The organism is Enterobacter sp. N5-15 (assembly GCF_057221635.1).
In genome coordinates this window covers 1,974,985-1,996,193 of the sequence record NZ_CM170150.1, presented here as the reverse complement: position 1 = coordinate 1,996,193, position 21,209 = coordinate 1,974,985, and the positions used below count along the sequence as shown (strand labels likewise).

19 protein-coding genes and 2 pseudogenes are annotated in these 21,209 nt (G+C 54.0%); 6 read left to right on the top strand and 15 right to left on the bottom strand.

Translation table 11 applies throughout. The features are described from left to right. Positions 1–8 precede the first annotated feature (8 nt). The 4 genes from sufB to AC2TE5_RS09470 form a co-directional block, all read right to left on the bottom strand. Positions 9–1,499 (bottom strand): Fe-S cluster assembly protein SufB, encoded by a 1,491-nt coding sequence (gene sufB, locus AC2TE5_RS09485; RefSeq protein ID WP_023335409.1) that lies wholly within the window; start codon positions 1,497–1,499, stop codon positions 9–11. A gap of 8 nt (positions 1,500–1,507) precedes the next feature. Next, complete coding sequence (gene sufA, locus AC2TE5_RS09480) at positions 1,508–1,876, bottom strand: Fe-S cluster assembly scaffold SufA (RefSeq protein WP_484613098.1); 369 nt, start codon at positions 1,874–1,876, stop codon at positions 1,508–1,510. A 313-nt stretch (positions 1,877–2,189) separates the two neighbouring features. Further along, positions 2,190–2,918 (bottom strand): MerR family transcriptional regulator, encoded by a 729-nt coding sequence (locus AC2TE5_RS09475; protein ID WP_148243118.1) that lies wholly within the window; start codon positions 2,916–2,918, stop codon positions 2,190–2,192. A gap of 189 nt (positions 2,919–3,107) precedes the next feature. Beyond that, complete coding sequence (locus tag AC2TE5_RS09470) at positions 3,108–4,328, bottom strand: diguanylate phosphodiesterase (protein ID WP_213328503.1); 1,221 nt, start codon at positions 4,326–4,328, stop codon at positions 3,108–3,110. Between the two features lie 337 nt (positions 4,329–4,665). On the opposite strand from AC2TE5_RS09470, the gene ycgZ reads away from it, so the two are divergent. From ycgZ to fdhF, 4 genes and pseudogenes are all read left to right on the top strand, one after another. Then, complete coding sequence (ycgZ, locus tag AC2TE5_RS09465) at positions 4,666–4,905, top strand: regulatory protein YcgZ (RefSeq protein WP_484613097.1); 240 nt, start codon at positions 4,666–4,668, stop codon at positions 4,903–4,905. A 4-nt stretch (positions 4,906–4,909) separates the two neighbouring features. Next, entirely contained in the window at positions 4,910–5,230 is a 321-nt protein-coding gene (locus AC2TE5_RS09460; protein ID WP_033145299.1) for a hypothetical protein, read from the top strand. 29 nt (positions 5,231–5,259) lie between these two features. Then, positions 5,260–5,539 (top strand): annotated as a pseudogene (locus AC2TE5_RS09455) (biofilm/acid-resistance regulator YmgB/AriR). A 186-nt stretch (positions 5,540–5,725) separates the two neighbouring features. Further along, on the top strand, positions 5,726–7,876 hold the full coding sequence (gene fdhF / locus AC2TE5_RS09450; RefSeq protein WP_484613096.1) for a formate dehydrogenase subunit alpha: 2,151 nt from the start codon (positions 5,726–5,728) through the stop codon (positions 7,874–7,876). 50 nt (positions 7,877–7,926) lie between these two features. Here fdhF and AC2TE5_RS09445 read toward each other — a convergent pair. From AC2TE5_RS09445 to AC2TE5_RS09410, 8 genes and pseudogenes are all read right to left on the bottom strand, one after another. Then, positions 7,927–8,987 (bottom strand): annotated as a pseudogene (locus AC2TE5_RS09445) (capsule assembly Wzi family protein). 389 nt (positions 8,988–9,376) lie between these two features. Next, positions 9,377–10,009, bottom strand: coding sequence for a helix-turn-helix transcriptional regulator (locus AC2TE5_RS09440; protein WP_484613095.1), 633 nt, complete (start codon positions 10,007–10,009; stop codon positions 9,377–9,379). A 53-nt stretch (positions 10,010–10,062) separates the two neighbouring features. Then, positions 10,063–10,221 (bottom strand): hypothetical protein, encoded by a 159-nt coding sequence (locus tag AC2TE5_RS09435; RefSeq protein ID WP_213328507.1) that lies wholly within the window; start codon positions 10,219–10,221, stop codon positions 10,063–10,065. 25 nt (positions 10,222–10,246) lie between these two features. Beyond that, positions 10,247–10,765: a fimbrial protein gene (locus tag AC2TE5_RS09430; protein ID WP_484613094.1), complete on the bottom strand. Its 519-nt coding sequence runs from the start codon at positions 10,763–10,765 to the stop codon at positions 10,247–10,249. A gap of 5 nt (positions 10,766–10,770) precedes the next feature. Continuing rightward, positions 10,771–11,718, bottom strand: a complete 948-nt coding sequence (locus AC2TE5_RS09425; protein ID WP_213328509.1) for a fimbrial protein — start codon at positions 11,716–11,718, stop codon at positions 10,771–10,773. A 10-nt stretch (positions 11,719–11,728) separates the two neighbouring features. Further along, on the bottom strand, positions 11,729–14,257 hold the full coding sequence (locus AC2TE5_RS09420) for a fimbria/pilus outer membrane usher protein (RefSeq protein ID WP_484613325.1): 2,529 nt from the start codon (positions 14,255–14,257) through the stop codon (positions 11,729–11,731). 44 nt (positions 14,258–14,301) lie between these two features. Continuing rightward, a complete protein-coding gene (locus tag AC2TE5_RS09415; RefSeq protein WP_484613093.1) occupies positions 14,302–14,979 on the bottom strand; it encodes a fimbrial biogenesis chaperone in 678 nt (225 codons plus the stop codon). A 78-nt stretch (positions 14,980–15,057) separates the two neighbouring features. After that, complete coding sequence (locus AC2TE5_RS09410; protein ID WP_484613092.1) at positions 15,058–15,588, bottom strand: fimbrial protein; 531 nt, start codon at positions 15,586–15,588, stop codon at positions 15,058–15,060. 418 nt (positions 15,589–16,006) lie between these two features. Between AC2TE5_RS09410 and AC2TE5_RS09405 the strand changes: the two genes are divergently transcribed. Together AC2TE5_RS09405 and AC2TE5_RS09400 are read left to right on the top strand one after the other, a co-directional pair. Further along, entirely contained in the window at positions 16,007–16,666 is a 660-nt protein-coding gene (locus tag AC2TE5_RS09405; RefSeq protein WP_213328512.1) for a helix-turn-helix domain-containing protein, read from the top strand. Between the two features lie 69 nt (positions 16,667–16,735). Further along, positions 16,736–17,365, top strand: coding sequence for a helix-turn-helix domain-containing protein (locus AC2TE5_RS09400; RefSeq protein WP_213328513.1), 630 nt, complete (start codon positions 16,736–16,738; stop codon positions 17,363–17,365). A 50-nt stretch (positions 17,366–17,415) separates the two neighbouring features. Here the strand turns inward: AC2TE5_RS09400 and AC2TE5_RS09395 are convergent, their stop codons facing one another. The 3 genes from AC2TE5_RS09395 to ydiJ form a co-directional block, all read right to left on the bottom strand. Then, the gene (locus AC2TE5_RS09395) at positions 17,416–17,610 is read right to left on the bottom strand and encodes a YdiH family protein (RefSeq protein ID WP_063448958.1); all 195 of its coding nucleotides are present in this window, start codon (positions 17,608–17,610) and stop codon (positions 17,416–17,418) included. 85 nt (positions 17,611–17,695) lie between these two features. Next, positions 17,696–18,106: a 1,4-dihydroxy-2-naphthoyl-CoA hydrolase gene (gene menI / locus AC2TE5_RS09390; protein WP_023311321.1), complete on the bottom strand. Its 411-nt coding sequence runs from the start codon at positions 18,104–18,106 to the stop codon at positions 17,696–17,698. Continuing rightward, positions 18,103–21,159 (bottom strand): D-2-hydroxyglutarate dehydrogenase YdiJ, encoded by a 3,057-nt coding sequence (ydiJ, locus tag AC2TE5_RS09385; protein ID WP_484613091.1) that lies wholly within the window; start codon positions 21,157–21,159, stop codon positions 18,103–18,105. Before ydiJ ends, menI begins: the two co-directional genes overlap by 4 nt. Positions 21,160–21,209 lie beyond the last annotated feature (50 nt).

The window sequence follows — 21,209 nt, the reverse complement described above, 5'->3', positions numbered from 1 at the left end:
TGCTTTCCTTAACCGACGCTGTGTTCAAGACTAATGGCGAGGAGTTTCTGGGCTTCAACGGCAAATTCCAGCGGCAGTTCAGAGAACACATCCTTACAGAAGCCGTTGACGATCATCGAGATGGCGTCTTCTTCGCTGATCCCGCGCTGCAGGCAGTAGAAGAGCTGATCTTCCCCAATCCGCGACGTCGTCGCCTCGTGCTCAAGCTGGGCCGTGTTGTTACGGCACTCGACGTACGGGAAAGTATGCGCCCCGCAGTCTGCGCCAATCAGCATCGAGTCACACTGGGTAAAGTTTCGCGCGTTGGTGGCCGTCGGCATGATTTTCACCAGCCCGCGATAGCTGTTCTGGCTATGCCCGGCGGAGATCCCTTTCGAGATGATGGTGGATTTGGTGTTTTTACCAATGTGGATCATCTTGGTGCCGGTATCGGCCTGCTGATGGCCGCTGGTCAGCGCCACCGAGTAAAACTCGCCGATGGAGTTATCCCCGCGCAGGATGCAGCTCGGGTATTTCCAGGTAATGGCCGAGCCGGTTTCAGACTGGGTCCACGACATCTTGCTGTTTTCGCCTTCGCACAGCGCGCGCTTGGTGACGAAGTTAAGGATACCGCCGGTATTGCCGTCGCCCGGGAACCAGTTTTGCACCGTAGAGTACTTCACCTCGGCATCTTTGTGGATGATGACCTCCACCACCGCCGCGTGCAGCTGGTAGCTGTCGCGAACCGGGGCGGAGCACCCTTCTATATAGCTGACGTAGCTGCCTTCATCCGCGACCAGGATCGTGCGTTCGAACTGGCCGGTTTTTTCGGCATTGATGCGGAAATAGGTGGAAAGCTCCATCGGACAGCGCACGCCTTTCGGCACATAGATAAAGGTGCCGTCAGAGGCTACCGCCGCGTTGAGCGCCGCGAAGAAGTTGTCGTTAGAGGGCACCACGGTCCCAATGTACTTTTTCACCAGTTCCGGATGATCGTGAATCGCTTCGCCGAAGGAGCAGAAAATGATCCCCTGCTCAGCGAGCTTCTCGCGGTAGGTGGTTGCCACCGAGACGGAGTCGAAAATGGCGTCTACCGCCACCTCTTTGCCCTCACGCACGGGCACGCCCAGCTGATTAAAGGCTTCTTCCACCTCTTTGCTGAGGAAGCTGTTCTCCGCACCGGTTTGCTGCACCGCGCCGGGCTGCGAGGCGCAGGTGTCGTCACAGCTGCCGCAGGACGGCGCAGAGTAGTAGCTGTAATCCTGATAGTTCAGCTTGTCATAATGCGCTTTCAGCCAGTGCGGCTCTTCCATCTCCAGCCAGGCGCGGAAGGCGCTCAGGCGAAACTCCAGCATCCACTCCGGCTCGTTACGTTTCGCCGAGATCGCCCGCACGACATCTTCGTTGATGCCTTTCGCCAGCTCATCGGTCTGCAGCTGGGTGAAGAACCCCTCTTTATAGTTGAGGTGCCCACCGCCCCAGGTATTTACTTCACTCGTTGCTTCAGTATTACGAGACATAGTACCGCCTATACCCCAAAGCTTTCGCCGCAGCCGCATTCGTTCTGGGCTTTCGGGTTATGAAATTTGAATAACTGGTTTAAGCCTTCGCGGACGTAGTCCACTTCGGTGCCGTCAATAAACGGCATGGCCTGCAGCGCGACGTACAGTTTCGCGCCGTCCGTCTCGAACACCAGGTCATCTTTCTCGGGTTCGGTGACGGTATCGAGCACGTAGCCAAAACCTGCGCAGCCGGTCTGTTTGACGCCCAAACGCACGCCGAGGATCTGGGGCTTTTTCGCCACCAGCTCGTGAATATGTGCCGCCGCCGCTGGCGTGAGCGTTAAACCGCGCCAGGCAAAATCGGCAGGATTAAAGGTTTCTGAATGCAGTTCCATAGGTCCACCTCATCTGATAAGCCATCAGGGCATAACACCATGTTAGTGATAACGATTATCACTTCAACCCTCTGTCAGCAGGGGCATTCGGCTAAACCGCCCTTTTTGCCTACTTTTATTAAGCATAGACCCTATGGCAGGATGCAGTCAGGATGGATGTATTTGTTCAATGCATTGATTAATAATGCATTTCGTCGCGGTATTTATGACGAAGAAGAGAAAAGTAAAATATGCATCGGAAATGCCTATTTTTGAGATAGCTTTTGCTCAGAAAATGACAAAAACAAAAAAAGGCCCTCAAGGCCTCTCACGATCAGTGATGAAATGAAACAGCAAACCCCTGTTCACGCCAGTGATCGAGCTGTTCCTGCTGGCGAGGCGTTGGGGATTTCCCCGTCCAGACGAAGATTTTTTGCCCGGGGAAGAGTTCAGGACGCGGCGAATCAATAGGTTCCGCCAGGACGTCAATGTGCCAGCCCTTCTGCGATAATCGCGCGGCTTCCAGCCACAGGTGGGTGCGGTCATCGCATTCCCAGCCAATCAGCAGCGCGTCTTTACCGGCTTTTTTGCGGGACTCCGCGAGGCTTGCAATGGCGAATTCGATCAGTACGCCGTCAAACAGGCTCGCCATGTGACGCACGGTATTTTGATCCTGATTCATTCGCTGACGGACGGGAGAGATAATATTGTCAATCAGCGCGTCTATCGCGTGATCGCGGCGGAATTCACTGATTTTGGCGCGCAGCTTTGCCGGGCTGGCGTAACGCAGAACGGTCATCATCTCTTCCTGGAACGAGACCCAGTTGCCCTGAGTCAATACTTCTTTGTTTTCCAGCAGGGCTTTGACTTTTCCGACCGAGACGCCGCTTTTCATCAGGCGCTTGATCTCTTCAATGCGCAGGATATCTTCATCGTCAAACTGACGATGACCCCCTTCGCTGCGCTGCGGCTTCAACAATCCATAACGGCGCTGCCAGGCACGCAGCGTAACGGGGTTGATACCGCATCGTTCGGCCACTTCGCCGATACTGTAATAGGCCATTAACTCCCTCACGCTCAGAACTTCCATACCTAACTGCACCAACCTTATCAGATTGTACACACCATTTGTATAACTAAGACCGCATTTTGAACGGGTGAACGGGGGTTCTTTCCCATCCACCTGTAAATACATTGTTGTATAAAATTTGCCATTCGTACAGTTAAGTCTGCCGGAATGTGTACAGCTTTATCAGAAGTCGAACTTTTTCTCCGGCCACGCAATCGCGGGAATACCGCCGTGGCGCGGGCTGGCAAAAAGATGCCCCTGGAACTGGGAAATCCCCGCGGACTCCAGCCACATCCACTCTTCCGCCTTCTCTACCCCCACCGCGCAGAACTGGATCTCAAGCGAGGAGCAGCATTTGATAATCGCCTGAATAATGGCCTGCCGGGGGCCACTTTTATGCACGTTCGCCACCAGATCGCGATTTATCTTAATTCTGTCCGGCTGGAACTGGGCCAGCAGCTGCAGCCCGGCAAAACCGGCGCCAAAGTGATCGATCGTCACGCTGATGCCCGCGCTTTTTAACTGCCTGACCGAATCCGTGAATTCATCAAAACGGGAAATGGCTTCGCTTTCTGTAAACTCCACCACAATTTGCTCGGGCACAAACCCATTTGCTTCAATCGCGGTGAGCAGGAAATCCACGGCGTTGGGAATGTTGACCAGCGTCATGGGCAGCAGGTTAAGGGATAACGTCTGGTCCTGTAGCCCCAGCGCGCTGGCCATGGAAAGCGCCACCTGCTTGCTCTGCAAATCAGACGCATATACCTCGTCACGCGGCCGGTTAGCGAAATAGACCCCCGGCGGGTCGCCGTCAGGAGTGCGGAGAAGCGCCTCCCAGGAGACGACCTGCTGCATAAACGGATCGACTATCGGCTGGAACGCAAAGCTGCAATCCGCCCCTTTCGCGACTACCTCGGGCTGCGCGGACAAGCGCGTTTCCTCGCGAACAAACTCCCAGGAATCCGCAGGCGGCAGTTCAAAATAGTTCGCTTTTTCCGTGGCCTCGACAAAGGTGCGGAAAAACTGCAGCGGGCGGTCGTTATACGTCAGCTGATAGCGTGTCGTTCCCCTGTTAAGCACCTGCTGCAGCACCTCATCCCTGTCGAAGTGGCGTAAATCAAAAAGCTCCATGCCCACGTTGCCAAAGCGTCGGACAGGTCCGTGATCGCGCATCAGCTCCACCACGTTATGGTGGCGCGGGTCGTTGCAGATCTGCTCATAGATAGCAGTGACGTGTTCCACTGGCCCTTCAAGCAGCTGAAAAAAATGCGTGCCGTTAAACAGCAGGATCCCCGTGACGTTGGATTGCCGGTTTTTACTATTTGCTGCAGCGACCATTGCTTCCAGCGCCTTCACTGGAACGTCCTCGCAGATATGACTGCGGTAAATGATGGTTGTGAGCATGCGATTCCTGGGGTTAGGGTTTTGGCCACAAATAAGGTGGATAAGAAGCATTTATAGCACATTAATTGACTGACAAATAATTTACATCTCAACCATTTACGGCAGTTAATGAAACATTTTTCTGTGCTGTACAACTTACCCGTATCAGACCATTTTGTACAATATATCCTGTAACGTTACCGGCTCATGACACACCATCAACATCATGAAAATTAAGTACTTTATAAAATATATCATAAAAATATTAAAAATTTGTACATTTTATATGTACAGATTTAAGAATTGTGTATACCTTAATTGTAACGTTAGTGATTACAAAATTTTACAGGAGCGAAACATGCAGCAGAAAGGTTACGCCATAGATTCCGCAGCAGCGATCGCACAGTACTTCGAAAAGGCTGCGCTTCCCACCCAGCAGGAGACGCTGGGCCAGGTGGTTGTCGAAATTCTCAGCGACGGGCGAAACCTGAATCGCAAATCGCTCTGTACCAAACTGCTCAGCCGCCTCGAAAGGGCCGATGGTCCGGAAGAGGAAGAGCATTACCACATGCTGCTTGGCCTGCTCTTCAAACGGTAACGTGATGAATAGCAGTGACGCAGACCGACTGATCGACACGCTTATCGGTGAAGCCGTTCTCTCTCTTCTGAAAGAGCGGGGGCCAGTGACAACCGAAGGATTGCTGCAGCGTCTGCGGGTAATGAAAGAACATGAAAAGGATCCCCGGCGGCGGGAGACACTTGCGGTGGTAATTGCCGAGATCGGCTCAAACAGCATCGCCTTTACACGTCGCAGAACCGCGCAAGGACGAACGAACAGAGAGGGACCTCTCAACGATAACAGAGACAATGTAGTGCCGTTATTTGGAAGTGGAAAACCGTCCGACCCCAAAAAAATACATTGACTGCAATTTAACAGCTACGGTGAGAACAAATGAGACAAAATATTCAGCTTCAACCCGAATACCATTCTGCTTTTTTAGACAGTGCGCTGTCGGAATATTTCCGTCACGCAGGCGATCGTTTTGCTGAAGAGTCCGCTGTTTTTTCTACTGCAGTACGCTGTGTTCTGGCCTCTGAAGGTCATCTGTCCAACAAAGCGATCATCCTCTGGCTCATTCAGACGCTGGAAGCCACCCCACGACGTGGTTCAGGCGGATGTGATTCGTAAGACTCTGGAAATCGTGGTGGGTTACACGATGGACGATCTGTAAGCTCCTGCGCTCCCCCCTACGTGTCATCGTCAAAACTGACGAATAGCCTGACGATGACACGCGCCTTTCCCGCGTAACACCCTGTAAAACCAGAAAAGCCAACCTGGCACGGTTCCTGCTTACCTCTGCTTACGGGACTGGGTTGTCCAGTCAACTTTGCTTCATTTCTTAACAGGTCTGTTATTGATGAAAAAGATCGCCAGCGTCTGCCCCTACTGCGGTGCAGGCTGTAAATTAAACCTTGTCGTTGAAAATAACCGTATCATCCGTGCCGAAGCGGCAGAGGGCGTCACAAACCAGGGCACCCTGTGTCTGAAAGGCTTTTACGGCTGGGACTTCCTCAACGATACCCGTCTGCTCACCCCGCGCCTGACCCAGCCGATGATCCGCTACCACAAAGGCGAGGCATTCACCCCCGTTACCTGGGAAGAGGCTATCCGCTACACCGCCCACCGGCTCAGCAGCATTAAAGCGCAGCACGGGCCCCGGTCGATCATGACCACCGGATCCTCCCGCGGAACCGGCAATGAAACAAACTATGTGATGCAAAAATTTGCCCGCGCGGTGCTGAACACCAACAACGTGGACTGCTGCGCGCGCGTCTGCCATGGCCCTTCCGTGGCCGGTTTACAGGAAACGCTCGGCAACGGCGCGATGAGCAACTCAATCAACGATATTGAAAACTCAAAATGCCTGCTGGTGTTTGGCTATAACTGCGCGGACTCCCACCCTATCGTCGCCCGCCGGGTGCTGAAAGCGCGTGAAAACGGCGCGAAAATCATCGTCTGCGATCCGCGGCGCATTGAAACGGCGCGCATCGCCGACCAGCATCTGCAATTGAAAAACGGCAGTAACATGGCGCTGGTGAACGCCTTTGGCTACGTGCTGCTGGAAGAGGAACTCTACGACAAAAGCTACGTGGCGCGCTTTACGGAGGGGCTTGAGGCCTATCGCCAGACGGTGAAAGACTATGCGCCGGAGAAGGTCGAGCATCTTACCGGCATTCCCGCCCGCGACGTTCGTCAGGCGATGCGCACCTTCGCGGCGGCCCCTTCCGCCACCGTGATGTGGGGGATGGGCGTGACCCAGTTTGGTCAGGCTGTGGATGTGGTCAAAGGGCTTTCCAGCCTGGCGCTGCTGACCGGTAACCTGGGTCGCCCCGCCGTCGGCGTCGGGCCCGTGCGCGGTCAGAATAACGTACAGGGTGCCTGCGACATGGGCGTTCTGCCGAATATGTTCCCCGGCTATCAGGATGTGACCGACCCGGCGGTCAGGCAGAAGTTCGCCGATGCCTGGGGGATTGACGTCAATAACATGGACGATCGGGTCGGGACGCGCATTACCGAGGTGCCTCATCTGGCGCTGGAAGGCAAGGTCAAGGCCTACTACATCATGGGGGAAGATCCGCTTCAGACCGAAGCGGATCTCGGTCTCGTTCGCAGCGGCTTTGAGGCGCTCGACTTTGTCGTGGTTCAGGACATCTTTATGACCAAAACGGCAGAAGTGGCGGACGTTCTGCTCCCGGCCACCTCCTGGGGTGAACACGGCGGCGTCTTTACCTGTGCCGATCGCGGGTTCCAGCGTTTTGGTAAAGCCATTGAGGCCAGCGGCAACGTGAAGCGCGACTGGGAGATTATCAGCCTGCTCGCCACAGAGATGGGCTACCCGATGCATTATGACTCCAACCAGCAGATCTGGGATGAGATGCGCGAGCTGTGCCCCCTCTTCTACGGCGTGACGTATGAAAAAATGGGCGAGATGGGCCACGTGCAGTGGCCGTGCCCGACGCTGGATCACCCGGGAACGCCGTACCTGTACAAAGACAATCAGTTCGACACCCCAACCGGTAAAGGGCAGCTCTTCGCCGCGCCGTGGCGCGCGCCGGCGGAAACCCCGGATGCGGATTTCCCGCTGGTGCTGTGTACGGTTCGCGAAGTGGGACACTACTCCTGTCGCTCGATGACCGGGAACTGCGCCGCGCTGCAGAGTCTGGCCGATGAGCCGGGTCGGGTACAAATGCACCCTGCCGATGCGGTCAAACTGGGCATTACTGACGGACAGCTGGTCTGGGTGCGTTCGCGTCGCGGCAAAGTGATTACCCGAGCCAGCATCAGCGAGCGTATCAACGCCGGGGCCGTCTACATGACCTATCAGTGGTGGATTGGCGCCTGCAACGAGCTGACCCAGGATAATCTCGATCCCATCTCCAAAACGCCGGAAACGAAGTACTGCGCGGTGCAGCTGGAGGCGATTGAGGACCAGCGCTGGGCGGAGGATTTTGCGGCGTCGGCGTATCAGTCCATGAAGTCGCGGCTGATTAACGCGGTGAATGTCTGAAGAACATGCCGGGTGGCGTCACTGCCACCCGGCAATGATGTTGTGATGAATCAGGGCTCACCATAAAGAAAAACGCGTACCTGAAGCCCGGCATCATTGCTTCTCCGATCGCTGTGGCTTAACCAGGCGCCTGACGAAACCGTAACGACGTTGTTGAGCGGGGTCTGCCAGGCTGTCTCGACCCCTTTCAGCGTCTCATTATGTGGATAAGCCTGGTTAAACGACTGCGACGTGCGGTTCACCCGAGCCCTCACGCCGCGCAGGCTTAGCCGTTGGTCGTTCTCAAATACCCACTCAACGCGCGCCGAGTACTGCGTGCCGTCACCGCCCATCGCATCCGCCAGCGGCCAGCCCTGCTGATAAAAACCGCCGTGATAGCAGTAGTGATAATAGATCACCCCGGTCTCTTTCATTTGCGAACGCGTATCCGCCGCTTCGAGAGCCCAGTTCACCTGGCTATTTCCCCATACATTATGCCCTTCGATCCCCCCAGCCAGGTGTTATGGGATGGCAAAAATCCAGCTTCATCATCACCCACAACCTGACCATATAGACTCACCGGAATATCTAACAGACTGGCTAAATGAACGCGAAAATCAATGCCGCCAAGCTGGTCTCCCGGATCGCTTTTCTGGTTTCCGGTATTGTCCTGCCCAATTAACGCATCCCGGAAGGACGCGTAGTTTTCCGGGCGCCCCTTTCCGCCCCACATGATCACACGGGAAAGGGCCAGTTCCAGCGCGTTACCTGGCGCAAAGGCCACTCTGGCTCCTGAAAGCTTCGGCTGCTCCGGGCGAGAATATTGCCGAATCTGTCCCGTAAAAATTTGATATTGCCATGCTCCCAACCATGCAAACCAGGGGCTCTCGAAGGGATACTGTTCATCACGCTGCATCATCAACCCCACCACCGGACGTGCTGCATCAGAACGGATTAGACTGGCATCATTTCCAGAGCCCCACCACTGCGGGATCTCACCGAAGCTTAACCACTGGTTAGCCAGACGCAACGCCGCATAGCTGCCGTTTGGGTTAACGCCGGACGCGTCAGCGATCCATTGTCTTCTCTCTACATTCCCCTTCAGGGTAATATCCCAGTCACTGTCATTCATATTGATAGCGGTGCTAAACGACTGCCCCGCGGTATGCTCTGCTCCCATGCCAGCCGGGAGCACGTTGCGGCCAGTCGCGGCAAAAGCAGAAACCTGTACCGACGATTTAAGTTGCTGTAACCGTTTTTGAATCCGATGAATAACCTGCAGGTTAACGGGATCCTGGCTGGAGCGTAGCGTTAACAGTGCATTTTGTATTTCCGCCTCACTAAGGGGCCATGTTGAAAGGTCAAGGTGTATTAATTTTCGGTCGGACAACCATGCCAGATCGTCACGCAGGGAGCGGTCGTTAACCACCAGTCCCGCAGAAAACCCCGGACAGCAAAAAAGGCAGAGGACAAGCGCCACTGTGTTATTAGCGAAACGAGACAGCATATCAATCCTGGATATTATCGATTCAGATACTGGTGAAATATATTCGCCCAGTTATTTTTCTCAGCAATTCTGTTAAGAAGCTTTATTAATTCATAATCGCTTCGCAAATGAAATTTCTGCATCAGCATATATTTATGCGTAAAAACCGTTTTATCACTGATGCATAGCTCATTCGCTATGTCGGTCACCGACAACCCCTTATACAAGCCAATCATAATGCGAACCTGTTGGGGTGATAATGTTTTTTGCTGGCACTCGAAACAAGAAATAGAAGGTCGTCGATATTTATTTAACGGGGCTACCTGCCAGGCGCTAAAGAGCGCATGACGTACCTGCGACAGAGGCGCTCTTCTTGAAATGAAAATAATATCCTGAAAACAGGATGGCAACGCTTTTACCGGGGCATCATCTTCCAGAATTCCGATGATGATTCCCTGCTGGCGCGCCTGCAATTCGGGAAAACAGGTAAAGTACTCCCCCTGGCACAACGAGAGCACAATGACATCAGCCGCTCTGATACTATCCGCTGTAAAATCAAACGTAAATGTAACGTCCCGCTGTGCGACATGAGAGAAAAAATCCTTAAAAAAATACTGCAAGCCGCACTGAAATAATATATCAGTCTCGCTTATTAAAATATTGACCATTTTTATGCCAGGGAGTCGTTAAAATAAATAGTAAAGTAACCGTTTTATTTTGATTACAAGTCTGTCGTCACTTGGCACTCAACTTTTGCAAGCGCGTTATCGCTTTGATCCCAATCTGCAGTTTTGATAACCGGCTCTTTAAAGGCCCACATAATGGACAGCAACAGGACCAGTACGATAGTTCCCTTTAACAAAAGGCGGATAAAATACATGTCATCTCCATCAGTCAAAAGCGTATCAGTTATATTGCATGGTAAGAACGACAACCGCGCTAATCGTCCCTGGCGTTGCACCACCCGCGACCGATTTAACCCTCGCCTGCATGGGTAAAGTAGCCGTTCTGTCTGCAGCAATATTTTGGGTGATGCTTGATCCCGTCCCCATGAGCACATCGCTGCTCATCTCCGTCATAGCGATAGCAACATTCTCTGCCGTGCCGCTATTCTTGTAGTAGCCGACTCCGGCAACAGGGTCGGGTGTTCCGCTAAAGGTGGCTGTTACGCTGCGGGTGCCCACTGGACAAAGGGTGAACAATAAATTAAACGCAACCGGATCGGAAAGGGATCCCGGTGTCGCCATATTGGATGCCTGAATATTGCCGAGATTAACATCCAGACTGGTATTGCCCCCATTAAATACGCAGGGGGAGGCAACAATATTGCCGGTGACGCTGACGTTAACGCTATCCGCGGCAATAACATTGCCGCTTATTACTGCCGCGATGAACGCTGCCGTGCGCATTATATTCATCGTCATCCCCTTTACTGGTAGGTCAAATTTAAGGTTGCTGACGCATTTGCGGTGCCGGGTTCTACCGTCGTTTGCGTCTGGTAATAACGCGCCGTTAAAGGGAACGCTTCCTGGCCGCCCGCCGCGAGTTTTAACGGCAGACGCGAGCTGAGAGTGAGAGGTGTACCGTTATAGAGCAACTGAACGCCAACCCCTTTCGCCGTGCCGGTATTACCCTGCCCCGTCAGCGCGAGCACGCTCGTTGTTGCTACGTCCGGGTTCTGAATGCCGCTGAGTGACACGTTGACGTTAGCCCCCGCATCGCAGTTAAGTCCGAGATTCTGCGTATTTTGGGCGCCCGCCGGTGTGGTGCCTACCGTTGAGCCAAAAACTGCGGCAGAAATATCGCCTATCGGAAATGTCAGTTGCGGTGTTGTTATATTGCAGGCCAGTACGTTAATGGTTCCGCCCAACAGGGTGGTCGTCAGGCCATCACGATAAACGCCGTCACTGCCCTGCAGCATCACCACGCCCAGCACGCCAGGCGTCAGCGACCCCGACGCAACCGCTCCGGTAACGATAAGTTCTATTTTACCGCCCCACCATTCGACATAATCCGACTGCGCGTTATAGGAGAAGGTATTGGTCGGGTTTTCAAAATAATTACCCGATGAAAAGCGCACGCCTATACCGTTTACATTGGTGTTATAAACATGATTACCGTAAGCACTCGGTGTCGCATTAAGGTAGCGCATGCTAAAACCCAGCATTAATGGATTGGCACATCCCGTTAAATAGGAACCGGTTAACGTCGCGTTTCGCGAAAATAATACGGTTCCAACGGCAACGTCGCGCTGAACCGTAATCGTGCCGATGGACAAGGTTGATTCCTGTGGCGTAATCGTCGTGCAGGTTCCTGCATGAGCACTGTTCCAGCCTGCTGCGACACACAGCAGGAATATGATGTTAATTAAGCGCATTTTAAAAACCCTAAAGACAATTGACGTTAATTTCGGTAATTCCGCCTGCCGAAGGCTGCGGGGAAAGCACGTACGGTGCGCGGCATTGCCGATCGCTTTCCGCTCCCCACGAGACGAAGACAGTTCCCTGTGTGTCCAGACCGGTGAGATAAGCCTGACCTCTATCGCCAACAATAACGCTGCTGCCGTCGGCGCCCTTCAGGCTTGCCGTTGCGCCAAAGGGAACAAACTGGCCGTTATGCAGTAAATTAAATAATGCCCGTCGCCCCACCTTCGCCTTATAGTCGGCCAAAACGATCGCGCCGCGCGTCGGCGTCACCGTCCGGGTATTAATATCCAGCTCAACATCATCCGGCAGGCTTTCCGGGGCAAGGGTGATGTCATTTTTACGGTATACGGAGAGATTGCTGACCACCGTATATCCGCGGTAATCCGTTCTGACACCCGGCTGATTGCGAATATCGACGTCGTGCGCGCCCGGCGCGCTAATCAGAACATTGGTCTCACCCAGGGGCTGCGAAAGCGTAATCCCCTCTCTGTGAGCGAGAATGCCCCCCTGTAAGCCGTAGTTAAGCCGCTCGCTGTTTTTGTCGTAGCTGTAGCCCGCCGTCACTTCGCCGTAGGTTCCCTTATAATCACCATTCATATTGCCCGTGTAGCCAACGCCGTCCGACCCGTATCCCTGCTGCACGTTCCAGTTCAGGGCGTGGTTTTCCAGCGCCACGCCGTTCAGGCCGACGTTGTGCGTGGTGCCGTTATTCTTGCTGGCGCTCACGCCATAGTTAGCCCAGGTTTGCGGCAAAAACTTCTCCAGAGGAATGCTGACGTTAAAGGCCAGCAACCGATCTTTGTCGTACCGTTTATTGTCATCGTATGAACCCGCGCTGCCGTTTTTACTGTAGGTCCAGGTGAGTCCATAACTGATGTTGTGCCAGTAGTTGTTGTAACCCAGGCTGTATGACGCCATCGTTTGACCCGAATTCCAGTAGTCTTCGCGGGCCGCGCTCAGCGTCAGCGAGCCAAGATTACCGCCCAGCGTCTGGCTCATCGTAAGTTCGGCCCGGTTGCGGCGTCGGTCCTGAAGCGCGGAGCTGTCGCCGTACGAATCAAGGATCTCCTGCATACCGTAGTAACCGCTGGTCGAGTAACGGTAGCCCGCAATCGAAAAATGGGTTCCGGTACCCACAAAGTTCTTGCTGTATCGCGCCCGCCAGGACTGGCCGTTGGATTTCTCACCTCCCTGCGGGGTGGACCAGGCCTGGGTCATGTCCGCAGAAATCGCGCCGAAATCACCCATATTTTTCCCGAGCCCGGTGGCGATCGACTGATATTTACTCGACTCCTGCAGCCCGCCATAGAGCGTGAGACCATACGACAACCCATAAATCCCGGTGATTTGCCCAAACGGGGTCTTATCAACGCTGCCGTTATATGAACGGTATTGCCCTCCGGTTACCGCATACTTGAGCCGTCCTTCGCGCTGTAAAACCGGTAAAGACGCGTACGGGAGGGTGAAATGCTGCTCGCTGCCGTCTGCTTCCTTAACGGTGACGTCCAGATCGCCCGCGCCGCCCGTGGGGTACATATCGGTAATCTCAAAAGCGCCCGGCGCCACGTAGGTCTGATAAATCTGGTAGCCATTCTGGCGAACAATTACCTGCGCATTGGTACGCGCGATACCCCGCACCACGGGCGCATAGCCTTTCAGCGAATCCGGGAGCATGTCATCATCAGAAGCCAGCTGTCCGCCGCGAAACGGCATGCTGTCGAACACGTCGGCTGGCGCGGAGCTATCCCCCAGGGTGAGCTGCGCTTTGAGCGGAATAATGGCCCGCTGTGCATAGGTGTAGACGGTATCCCATTTGTCCTGACCGCGCTCATCCCGCGACCAGGTGGTGTAATTTCGCAGTCGCCACGGCCCAACGTTGAGACCCGGGCGCAGGTTGGCATATTGACTGTTGGTGTTTTTACTCTCGTTCTGTTTCGCCCGGCTGTTTGCGCCACTCAGGCTGTAGTTCAGCATCGCGGCGGCGATCCCCTCATCCCACTGTTCTGGCGGGACATACCCTCTGGCAGGCAGGTCAACTGCGGCCTGAGGAATGCTGATAACCAGCCGCTGTGCGCCAAACTGAAAATCCGTACTGGCATGAGGGATCGCCTGCAGGTTGACGCAGGACGCGCCCTGGCTGGCTAAGTCGGGAAAAAGCGCGGTTTTGACGCCCCATTTGTTGAGCTGCTCAATACTCAGACAAGGCTGAAGGCTATCGCCCTCTTCCCCACCTTTCACTGAGGTAAAATCAATATCGCTTGTCTCGATGAGTTGGTCGTCAAGGATGATGTCAACGTGGTATTTCCCTGGTGCCTGCGAACCTGATTCAAAAGCAGATAAATCAGCTTTACCCGTGCCCGGGTTGTCCAGTTCAACCAGTTCGGCGTTGAACGAATCACGGGCATCAACAGTCTGCATTGCATTAACCAGCGCAAAAGCGATACAGATCGCCAGACGCGCAGGCTGCATTTTTTTAGTTTTCGTTGCCATCATCATTAACCTGACCTGATATGAGGATCGCCGCTTTTGATAAATTAAAAGCTGGCCTGATGTATTATTCCGGGACTGCCGTAATCATTAATGACTTTGAATGAAATATGGTTGCCATTGGCACCTGCGGGTAAGGTAAATGCCGCCATTGCACCAGGCGCCACCCAGGAGACCTCATCCAGTTTTTTATCACCGACGCTTATTTCATTAAAGTTGATGATATATTGCGTTGGATTGGTAACCATTAGCTTATTCCCGCTACGTGACCAGGTTAATTTATTCGCTTGTTCTTCCGGTGTTGATGCCTTCAGACTCGCCGGGCGATAAATAAGCTTGATGCGCGTTTTTACGGCAATTTGCAGCGAGTTTGCCTGTTTTGAAGCAGACGGTATCGCTTTAATATTCAGCCAGAAAAGACTTTCCTTATCCTGGGGTAGCGAACCCGAGAGTAAAATACGCTCAATGTTTTGCTGGCCACCATCCAGTCGATATAAAGGCGGAGTAACAATGAACGGCGCTTTATTAGCATTACCCTCTGGCATTTCAACCCAGGACTGGATTAAGTAAGGCACGCTATCGGCATTATTGATGCTAATTGATGCCTCTTTTTTCCCACCCTCAAAAATAACGCGGGTACCGCCGATAATGACCCCGGCATAAGCGTTCGAAAACGATGCGGTCAGAGCGGAAGCGATGAGCAGGGTCTTGCTAATAAAATTCATGTTACACCTCTTGAAACACGGGGGCAGTGGCTGCCCCCCGCAGAACGTCGTGGAACCGACTCGGGTTCTGCTTAATGACTAGTTATAAACAACGGAGAAATTTGCCACGGAGTTTGCAGGACCGGCAGTCACCGATGCCGCCGTTGAAATATACTGCGCGTAGAAATTCAGCGTATTATCGGCGGTGCTGCTTAACATATAGCTATAGCTGTTACTGCCGTGCAGCGGCAGATCCGCTTTATCCGCGGTCATCAAATTAATAGCAACACCCGTTGCCGCGCCGACGACGGAGGTATCAACAGCCAGCAGATCGGCGTTAGTCAGGTCAGGCGTACCGTCAAAACGGACTTTGGCACTGGTGACCGTGACCGGGCAGTTCTTCAGGACAATATCGAATTTCGTTGCTGCAGTTCTGGAGCCCGTTGCCGGAAATTCTGTTTTATTGTAATCGCCTAATACCACCACCTGATTTTGAGAGGCAACCGCGACATCGCAGGCGGAATCCAGGATGTTACCGTTAAAATTAACGGTTCCAGCAGCAGCGAAAGCATTGCCCACCATTAAGGCGGAACCTGTCACAACCATCGCTAAAATAATATTCTTTTTCATAATCTTCATTTTCCTGTTTACGGGATAACTTTATTTATTATTGAAACGCACGCAGTAGAAAGTTGATAAATGAATCGCTGTGGGTTCATTTATTTTTTTAATTAACGCTATAAGGTCTTTCTGACTGACCGGTTAAAATTTATATAATCATTTTGGTGAACACAACTTTTTGCTGGTCTAGCTGTAGACTCTGATTTAACGTAAATTCAACATTTCTTCAGGATACGCTTATACCTTATTTCCCGGGTCTATTAGTAGACTTGATCGCCTTTCTGTTTTCATTCAACACGTTAGATATCAGGCGCTCAACGGTCTACTTTTGGACCTTGCCGAAACATTCCCTGACCTCTTCATTTTTAAGATAATTCCCTGCGCAGATCAAAAAACGATCGAACCCGTAGTCGCTGTGAGGTATCTTATGAATACACGTTTAACCACGCCATTGAATAACCACGAATCAACCGTTCTTGGTTTAAAACCGTTTATCCATATCGATACCCTGATTAAATCAGTGCTACCTGCTGCGAACAGAATGATCATCTGTCGGGGAGAAACCGTACATTATTATAAAGATGACGTGCGCCAGTGTTTTTTACTTCTCCAGGGAAGCGTGGCGCTTCATCGTCGCGGCGACGGTATTGTTTTAAACTCTGAGTCAGCGCCGTTTATTCTGGGCGTCAGCAGTCAATTTTCTTCGGAGCATCTCTACGTCAGGGCCCTGGAGACGGCAGAAATCGCCCGCGTGTCGCTGGAGACGTTTAATCAGATTGTTTCACACCAGGATTTATGGGAGCATTTTTCAAAGCTGCTTATTTATACGGCCTCACGGGTGTATGAGCATTGCGCGCAAATATCGCAAATGTCTGCCTACGACATTATTCGCTTCCAGCTTGTTGAGCTCATGCAGGAGCCCGATGCCATACGGAAGAATACGACGGCGGCCGCGTACATCAAAAGCCGGACGTATCTTTCACGTAGCGGAATTATGCGTATTCTGGCAGAGCTGAGGACCGGGAAGTACATCACCATGGAGCGTGGGGTGCTGCTTGACATTCACCATCTGCCGCGAAAATATTGACAGCCAGCGTGCCTGTACCCGGGAGAAGCGCTATAATTAGCCAGGTTATTTTTAAGGTTGTCGGCTACCATGTCCCTTCCAGAAAAGTCTCAACGGGGTTCCCCCTACGCGCAAGAGCTTATTTCACACCTGATGCCTGATTGCACAACCCATCGCGCCGCCCGCGGCGAGCGGCTGGACCTGCAGGTCAACGGTCAGGGCATGTGCTATTTAATTCTTGAAGGCACCATCGCCATCTACAGAAGAAGCGATGACATGATGCTGTCTACGGCCCGCAGCCCCTCGGTGTTCGGCCTTGCTAACCTCACCGATATCTATTTCAATGATTATATTAAGACAGTCAGTCCTTGTCTGATAGGGACGCTCACCGCCGATCGGGTGAATGAAATCATTAAAGAGAAGGCGCTATGGGGACTGCTCTCTCAACAGCTCATGTTTGTGTACAGCCGTCTTTATAACAACGTGATGCCGCAGGGCGCGCCGACGGCATATGAGATGATTCGCCAGCAGCTGGTCAAGCTGATGGAGGAAGATGAGAGCTATCGGCTCAGCGTGACGGCGGAAAGGTATATCAGAGAGAAAACCCAGCTCTCCCGCAGCGGCGTGATGCGCATTCTGGCGGATTTAAAAACCGGCGGATTCATCGAGATGGAAGAAGGCAGGCTCATTAAAATCAATAAACTCCCCGCCCGATACTGAATTTCAGACACAAAAAAGGCCGCACTCGCGGCCCTTTTATTTTCATGTACTCAATGGACGTGAACGCCCAACCGCCAGGCAAAGTAGATCTCTTCTTTCAGTTCATTCGAAGAGAGCGCCAGCAAATCTGTAAATTCCAGCTCAAGCTGTTTCAGCTTTTTCAGGTACTGCGCCGGAGACAGGTTGCTCTTATCGCGACGTAAATATTCAATTGCCAGCCGTGTTGGGGTTATTTCAGTATCCATGATGTCCTCGCTTATGTACAAAACCTGACCAGTATATCACAACGCGCTGGCTAGTTTTTGACCAAAGGCAAGACATCTGAAAACTTTACACAACCGCCGTGGTCAGGCGCGACGAGCAGCACAGGCGATCCTGCTCGTCGAGAATATCTATTTGCCACACCTGATGGCGGCTTCCGGCGTGCAGCGCGCGGCAAACACCGCGCACGCGCCCGCTGCGCACCGAGCGAATGTGGTTAGCATTCACCTCGAGCCCGACAACCTTCTGCTCCCCTTCGGTACACAGATACCCCGCCACCGAGCCCAGCGTTTCGGCCAGCACGACGGACGCTCCGCCGTGCAATAAACCAAACGGCTGGTGGGTGCGACTATCGACGGGCATGGTGGCCTCAATCTCATCGTCGCCAATGCGGATGAACTGGATATCCAGCAGCCCTACCATATTCCCCTCGCCCATGGCGTTCAGCGCCTGCAGCGTCACGGCACGTTTCCAGATCATCCAATTATCTCCAGTAAAGCCTGCAATGGGTGACGTACGCCGTTACCTTCTACCCGTTTTACCTGGCTGCGGCAGGAGTAGCCCGTCGCCAGACAGCGGTTTCGCGGCAAACGCTGCATCGCCTGATGCCAGGACAGCTCATAGATGCCGAGCGAGTTGGCGTGGTTTTTCACTTCGTGTCCGTAGGTTCCGGCCATCCCGCAGCAGCCTACGTTGACGCTCTCCAGCTTCGCACCAAAGCGGGCAAAAACAGACGCCCACTGCGCGGGGGCACCCGGCAGCGCGGTCACTTCCGTGCAGTGACCGAACAGATACCACGGTTCACCGCTGACATCCTGAACAGCCTTATCTTCCAGCGCCGTCGGCAGCCACTCGTGCACCAGCATCACGTTGAAATCGCCGCGCTTATCGCCCAGCGTCTGCTTGTATTCATCGCGATAGCAAAGCACCAGCGCCGGATCGACCCCGACCATCGGTATCCCGAGCTGCGCCACGCGATTCAGGAAGTCAGACGTTTTCTGCGCGGTCTTCGCAAAGCGGTTCAGGAAACCTTTAATGTGCTGCGCCTTGCCGTTCGGAGAGAACGGCAGCACAACCGGCTGGTAGCCCACCTTCTCCGCCAGACGGACGAAATCGGCCACGACCTGCGCATCGTAGTAGCTGGTGAACGGATCCTGCACAACCAGCACTACATTGGCTTTTTGCTCCGGAGCGAGCGCCTCCAGCTGTTCCAGGGTCATGTTCGCCGAACGGTGGCCAACAAGCTGGCGCTGCAGAGACGGGACCGACAGCAGCGGCAGATCGACCATGCCGATGTGTTTTTCGGAGAGCTTGCGCACCAGCGGCTGGTTAATAAAGAAGTTGAAGGTCTTTGGCGCACGCGCCATCAGCGGCGCGTAGCTTTCTACCGTTGCCACCAGATGGTCGCGCACCGGGCGGAGGTATCGGGTGTGATAAAGCTGCAGGAAACGCGAGCGGAATTCCGGCACGTCGATTTTAATCGGGCACTGGGTGGAGCAGGCTTTGCAGGCCAGACAGCCGGACATCGCCTCTTTCACCTCATGGGAGAAATCGTACTCGCCCTTGTTGGCATGCCAGCTGTTGCGGGTGCGCTCAATCAGCGAGCGCAGGCTGGCCCGTTTTTCCGGCAGCTCCTGCTCCAGCTTGAGCGGATCCACCCCGCGGTCGGCCAGCAGACGCAGCCACTCGCGCACCAGCGTCGCCCGCCCTTTCGGCGAGTGGATACGGTTGCTGGTGATTTTCATCGACGGGCACATCGGGCTTTTCACATCAAAGTTAAAGCACAGGCCGTTGCCGTTGCACTCCATCGCGCCGCGCCAGGACGCGCGCACCGCAATCGGGATCTGTCTGTCGTACGTGCCGCGCTTGACGGCATCCACCTGCAGCATCGGGGCATCAACACCCTCAGGCGGGCATATTTTACCCGGGTTGAGGCGGTTATGCGGATCGAAAGCCGCCTTCACCTTGCGCAGCTCCGCGTAGAGCTGTTCCCCGAAGAATGCCGGGCTGTACTCCGCGCGGAACCCTTTCCCGTGCTCTCCCCACAGCAGACCGCCGTATTTGGCGGTTAAGGCCACCACGTCGTCGGAGATCTGCTTCATCAGGATCTCCTGCTGCGGGTCGCACATATCCAGCGCCGGACGCACGTGCAGTACCCCTGCATCGACGTGGCCGAACATGCCGTAGCTCAGGCCGTGGCTGTCCAGCAGGGCGCGGAACTCAACGATATAATCCGCCAGATGCTCAGGCGGCACGCAGGTATCTTCGGCAAAGGGAATGGGCTTCGCCGCCCCTTTCGCATTGCCGAGCAGGCCCACGGCTTTTTTACGCATCGCATAGATACGCTCAATCCCGGCCAGATCGTTACAGAGCTGCCAGCCGATCACGCCGCCTTCCCCCTGCGCAATCAGCTCATCCAGCCGCAGGCAGAGCGTGGTGACCTGGCGCTCTATCAGCTCCGCATCATCGCCGGCAAATTCCACGATATTGAGACCGAGCATCTCTTTATCCGGCACGTCGGTAATGAGGTCACTCACGGAGTGCCAGACAATATCTTCCCGGGCCAGATTGAGCACCTTAGAGTCGACGGTCTCCACCGACAGCGCCTGCGCTTTAACCATAAACGGCGCATTGCGCAGCGCGGAGTCGAAGGAGTCATATTTGACGTTCACCAGACGGCGCACTTTCGGCAACCGGGTAATATCCAGCCGCGCTTCGGTAATAAACGCCAGCGTCCCTTCGGAGCCGGTCAGCACGCGGGTTAAATCAAACTGGGTCAGGTCGTCGTTAAAGACGTGGCGCAGATCGTACCCGGTCAGGAAGCGGTTCAGTTTGGGGAATTTATCGAGAATAAGCTGGCGGTTGTCGCGGCAGCGTTCCAGCACGGTGCGATAGATACGCCCGCTGGCGGTGTTATCTTTGCCCAGCGTTTCCGCCAGTTCGACCGGCATCGGCTGGGTATCGAGGATATCGCCGCCCAGCAGCACCGCGCGCACGCCCAGCACGTGATCGGAGGTTTTACCGTAGACCAGCGAGCCCTGCCCGGAGGCATCCGTGTTAATCATCCCGCCAAGGGTCGCGCGGTTGCTGGTGGAGAGCTCGGGGGCAAAAAAGTAGCCGTAAGGCTTGAGATACTGATTAAGCTGATCTTTGATGACGCCAGCTTCGACCCGCACCCACCCCTCTTCCGGGTTGATCTCAATGATGCGGTTCATATAGCGCGACATATCAACAATGATGCCCTGGTTCAGCGCCTGACCGTTGGTCCCGGTGCCGCCGCCGCGCGGCGTAAAGACCAGCGAGGCAAACCGCTCCTGCGTGGCCAGCCGGGCGATAAGCGCGACGTCAGCCGTTGAACGCGGGAAAACGACGGCATCGGGAAGAAGCTGGTAGATACTGTTATCGGTCGCCATCGTCAGCCTGTCGGCATAGTTCGTGGCGGTATCACCTGTAAAACCCTGTTGCTCCAGTGCTTGCAAAAAATTAAGCACCAGCTGAACGACGCCAGGTGCCTGAGAAATCTGTGGGATCATGACCGTCGACCCTAATTAGAGTTGTATGAAATCGTTTGCGTGTATCTTAA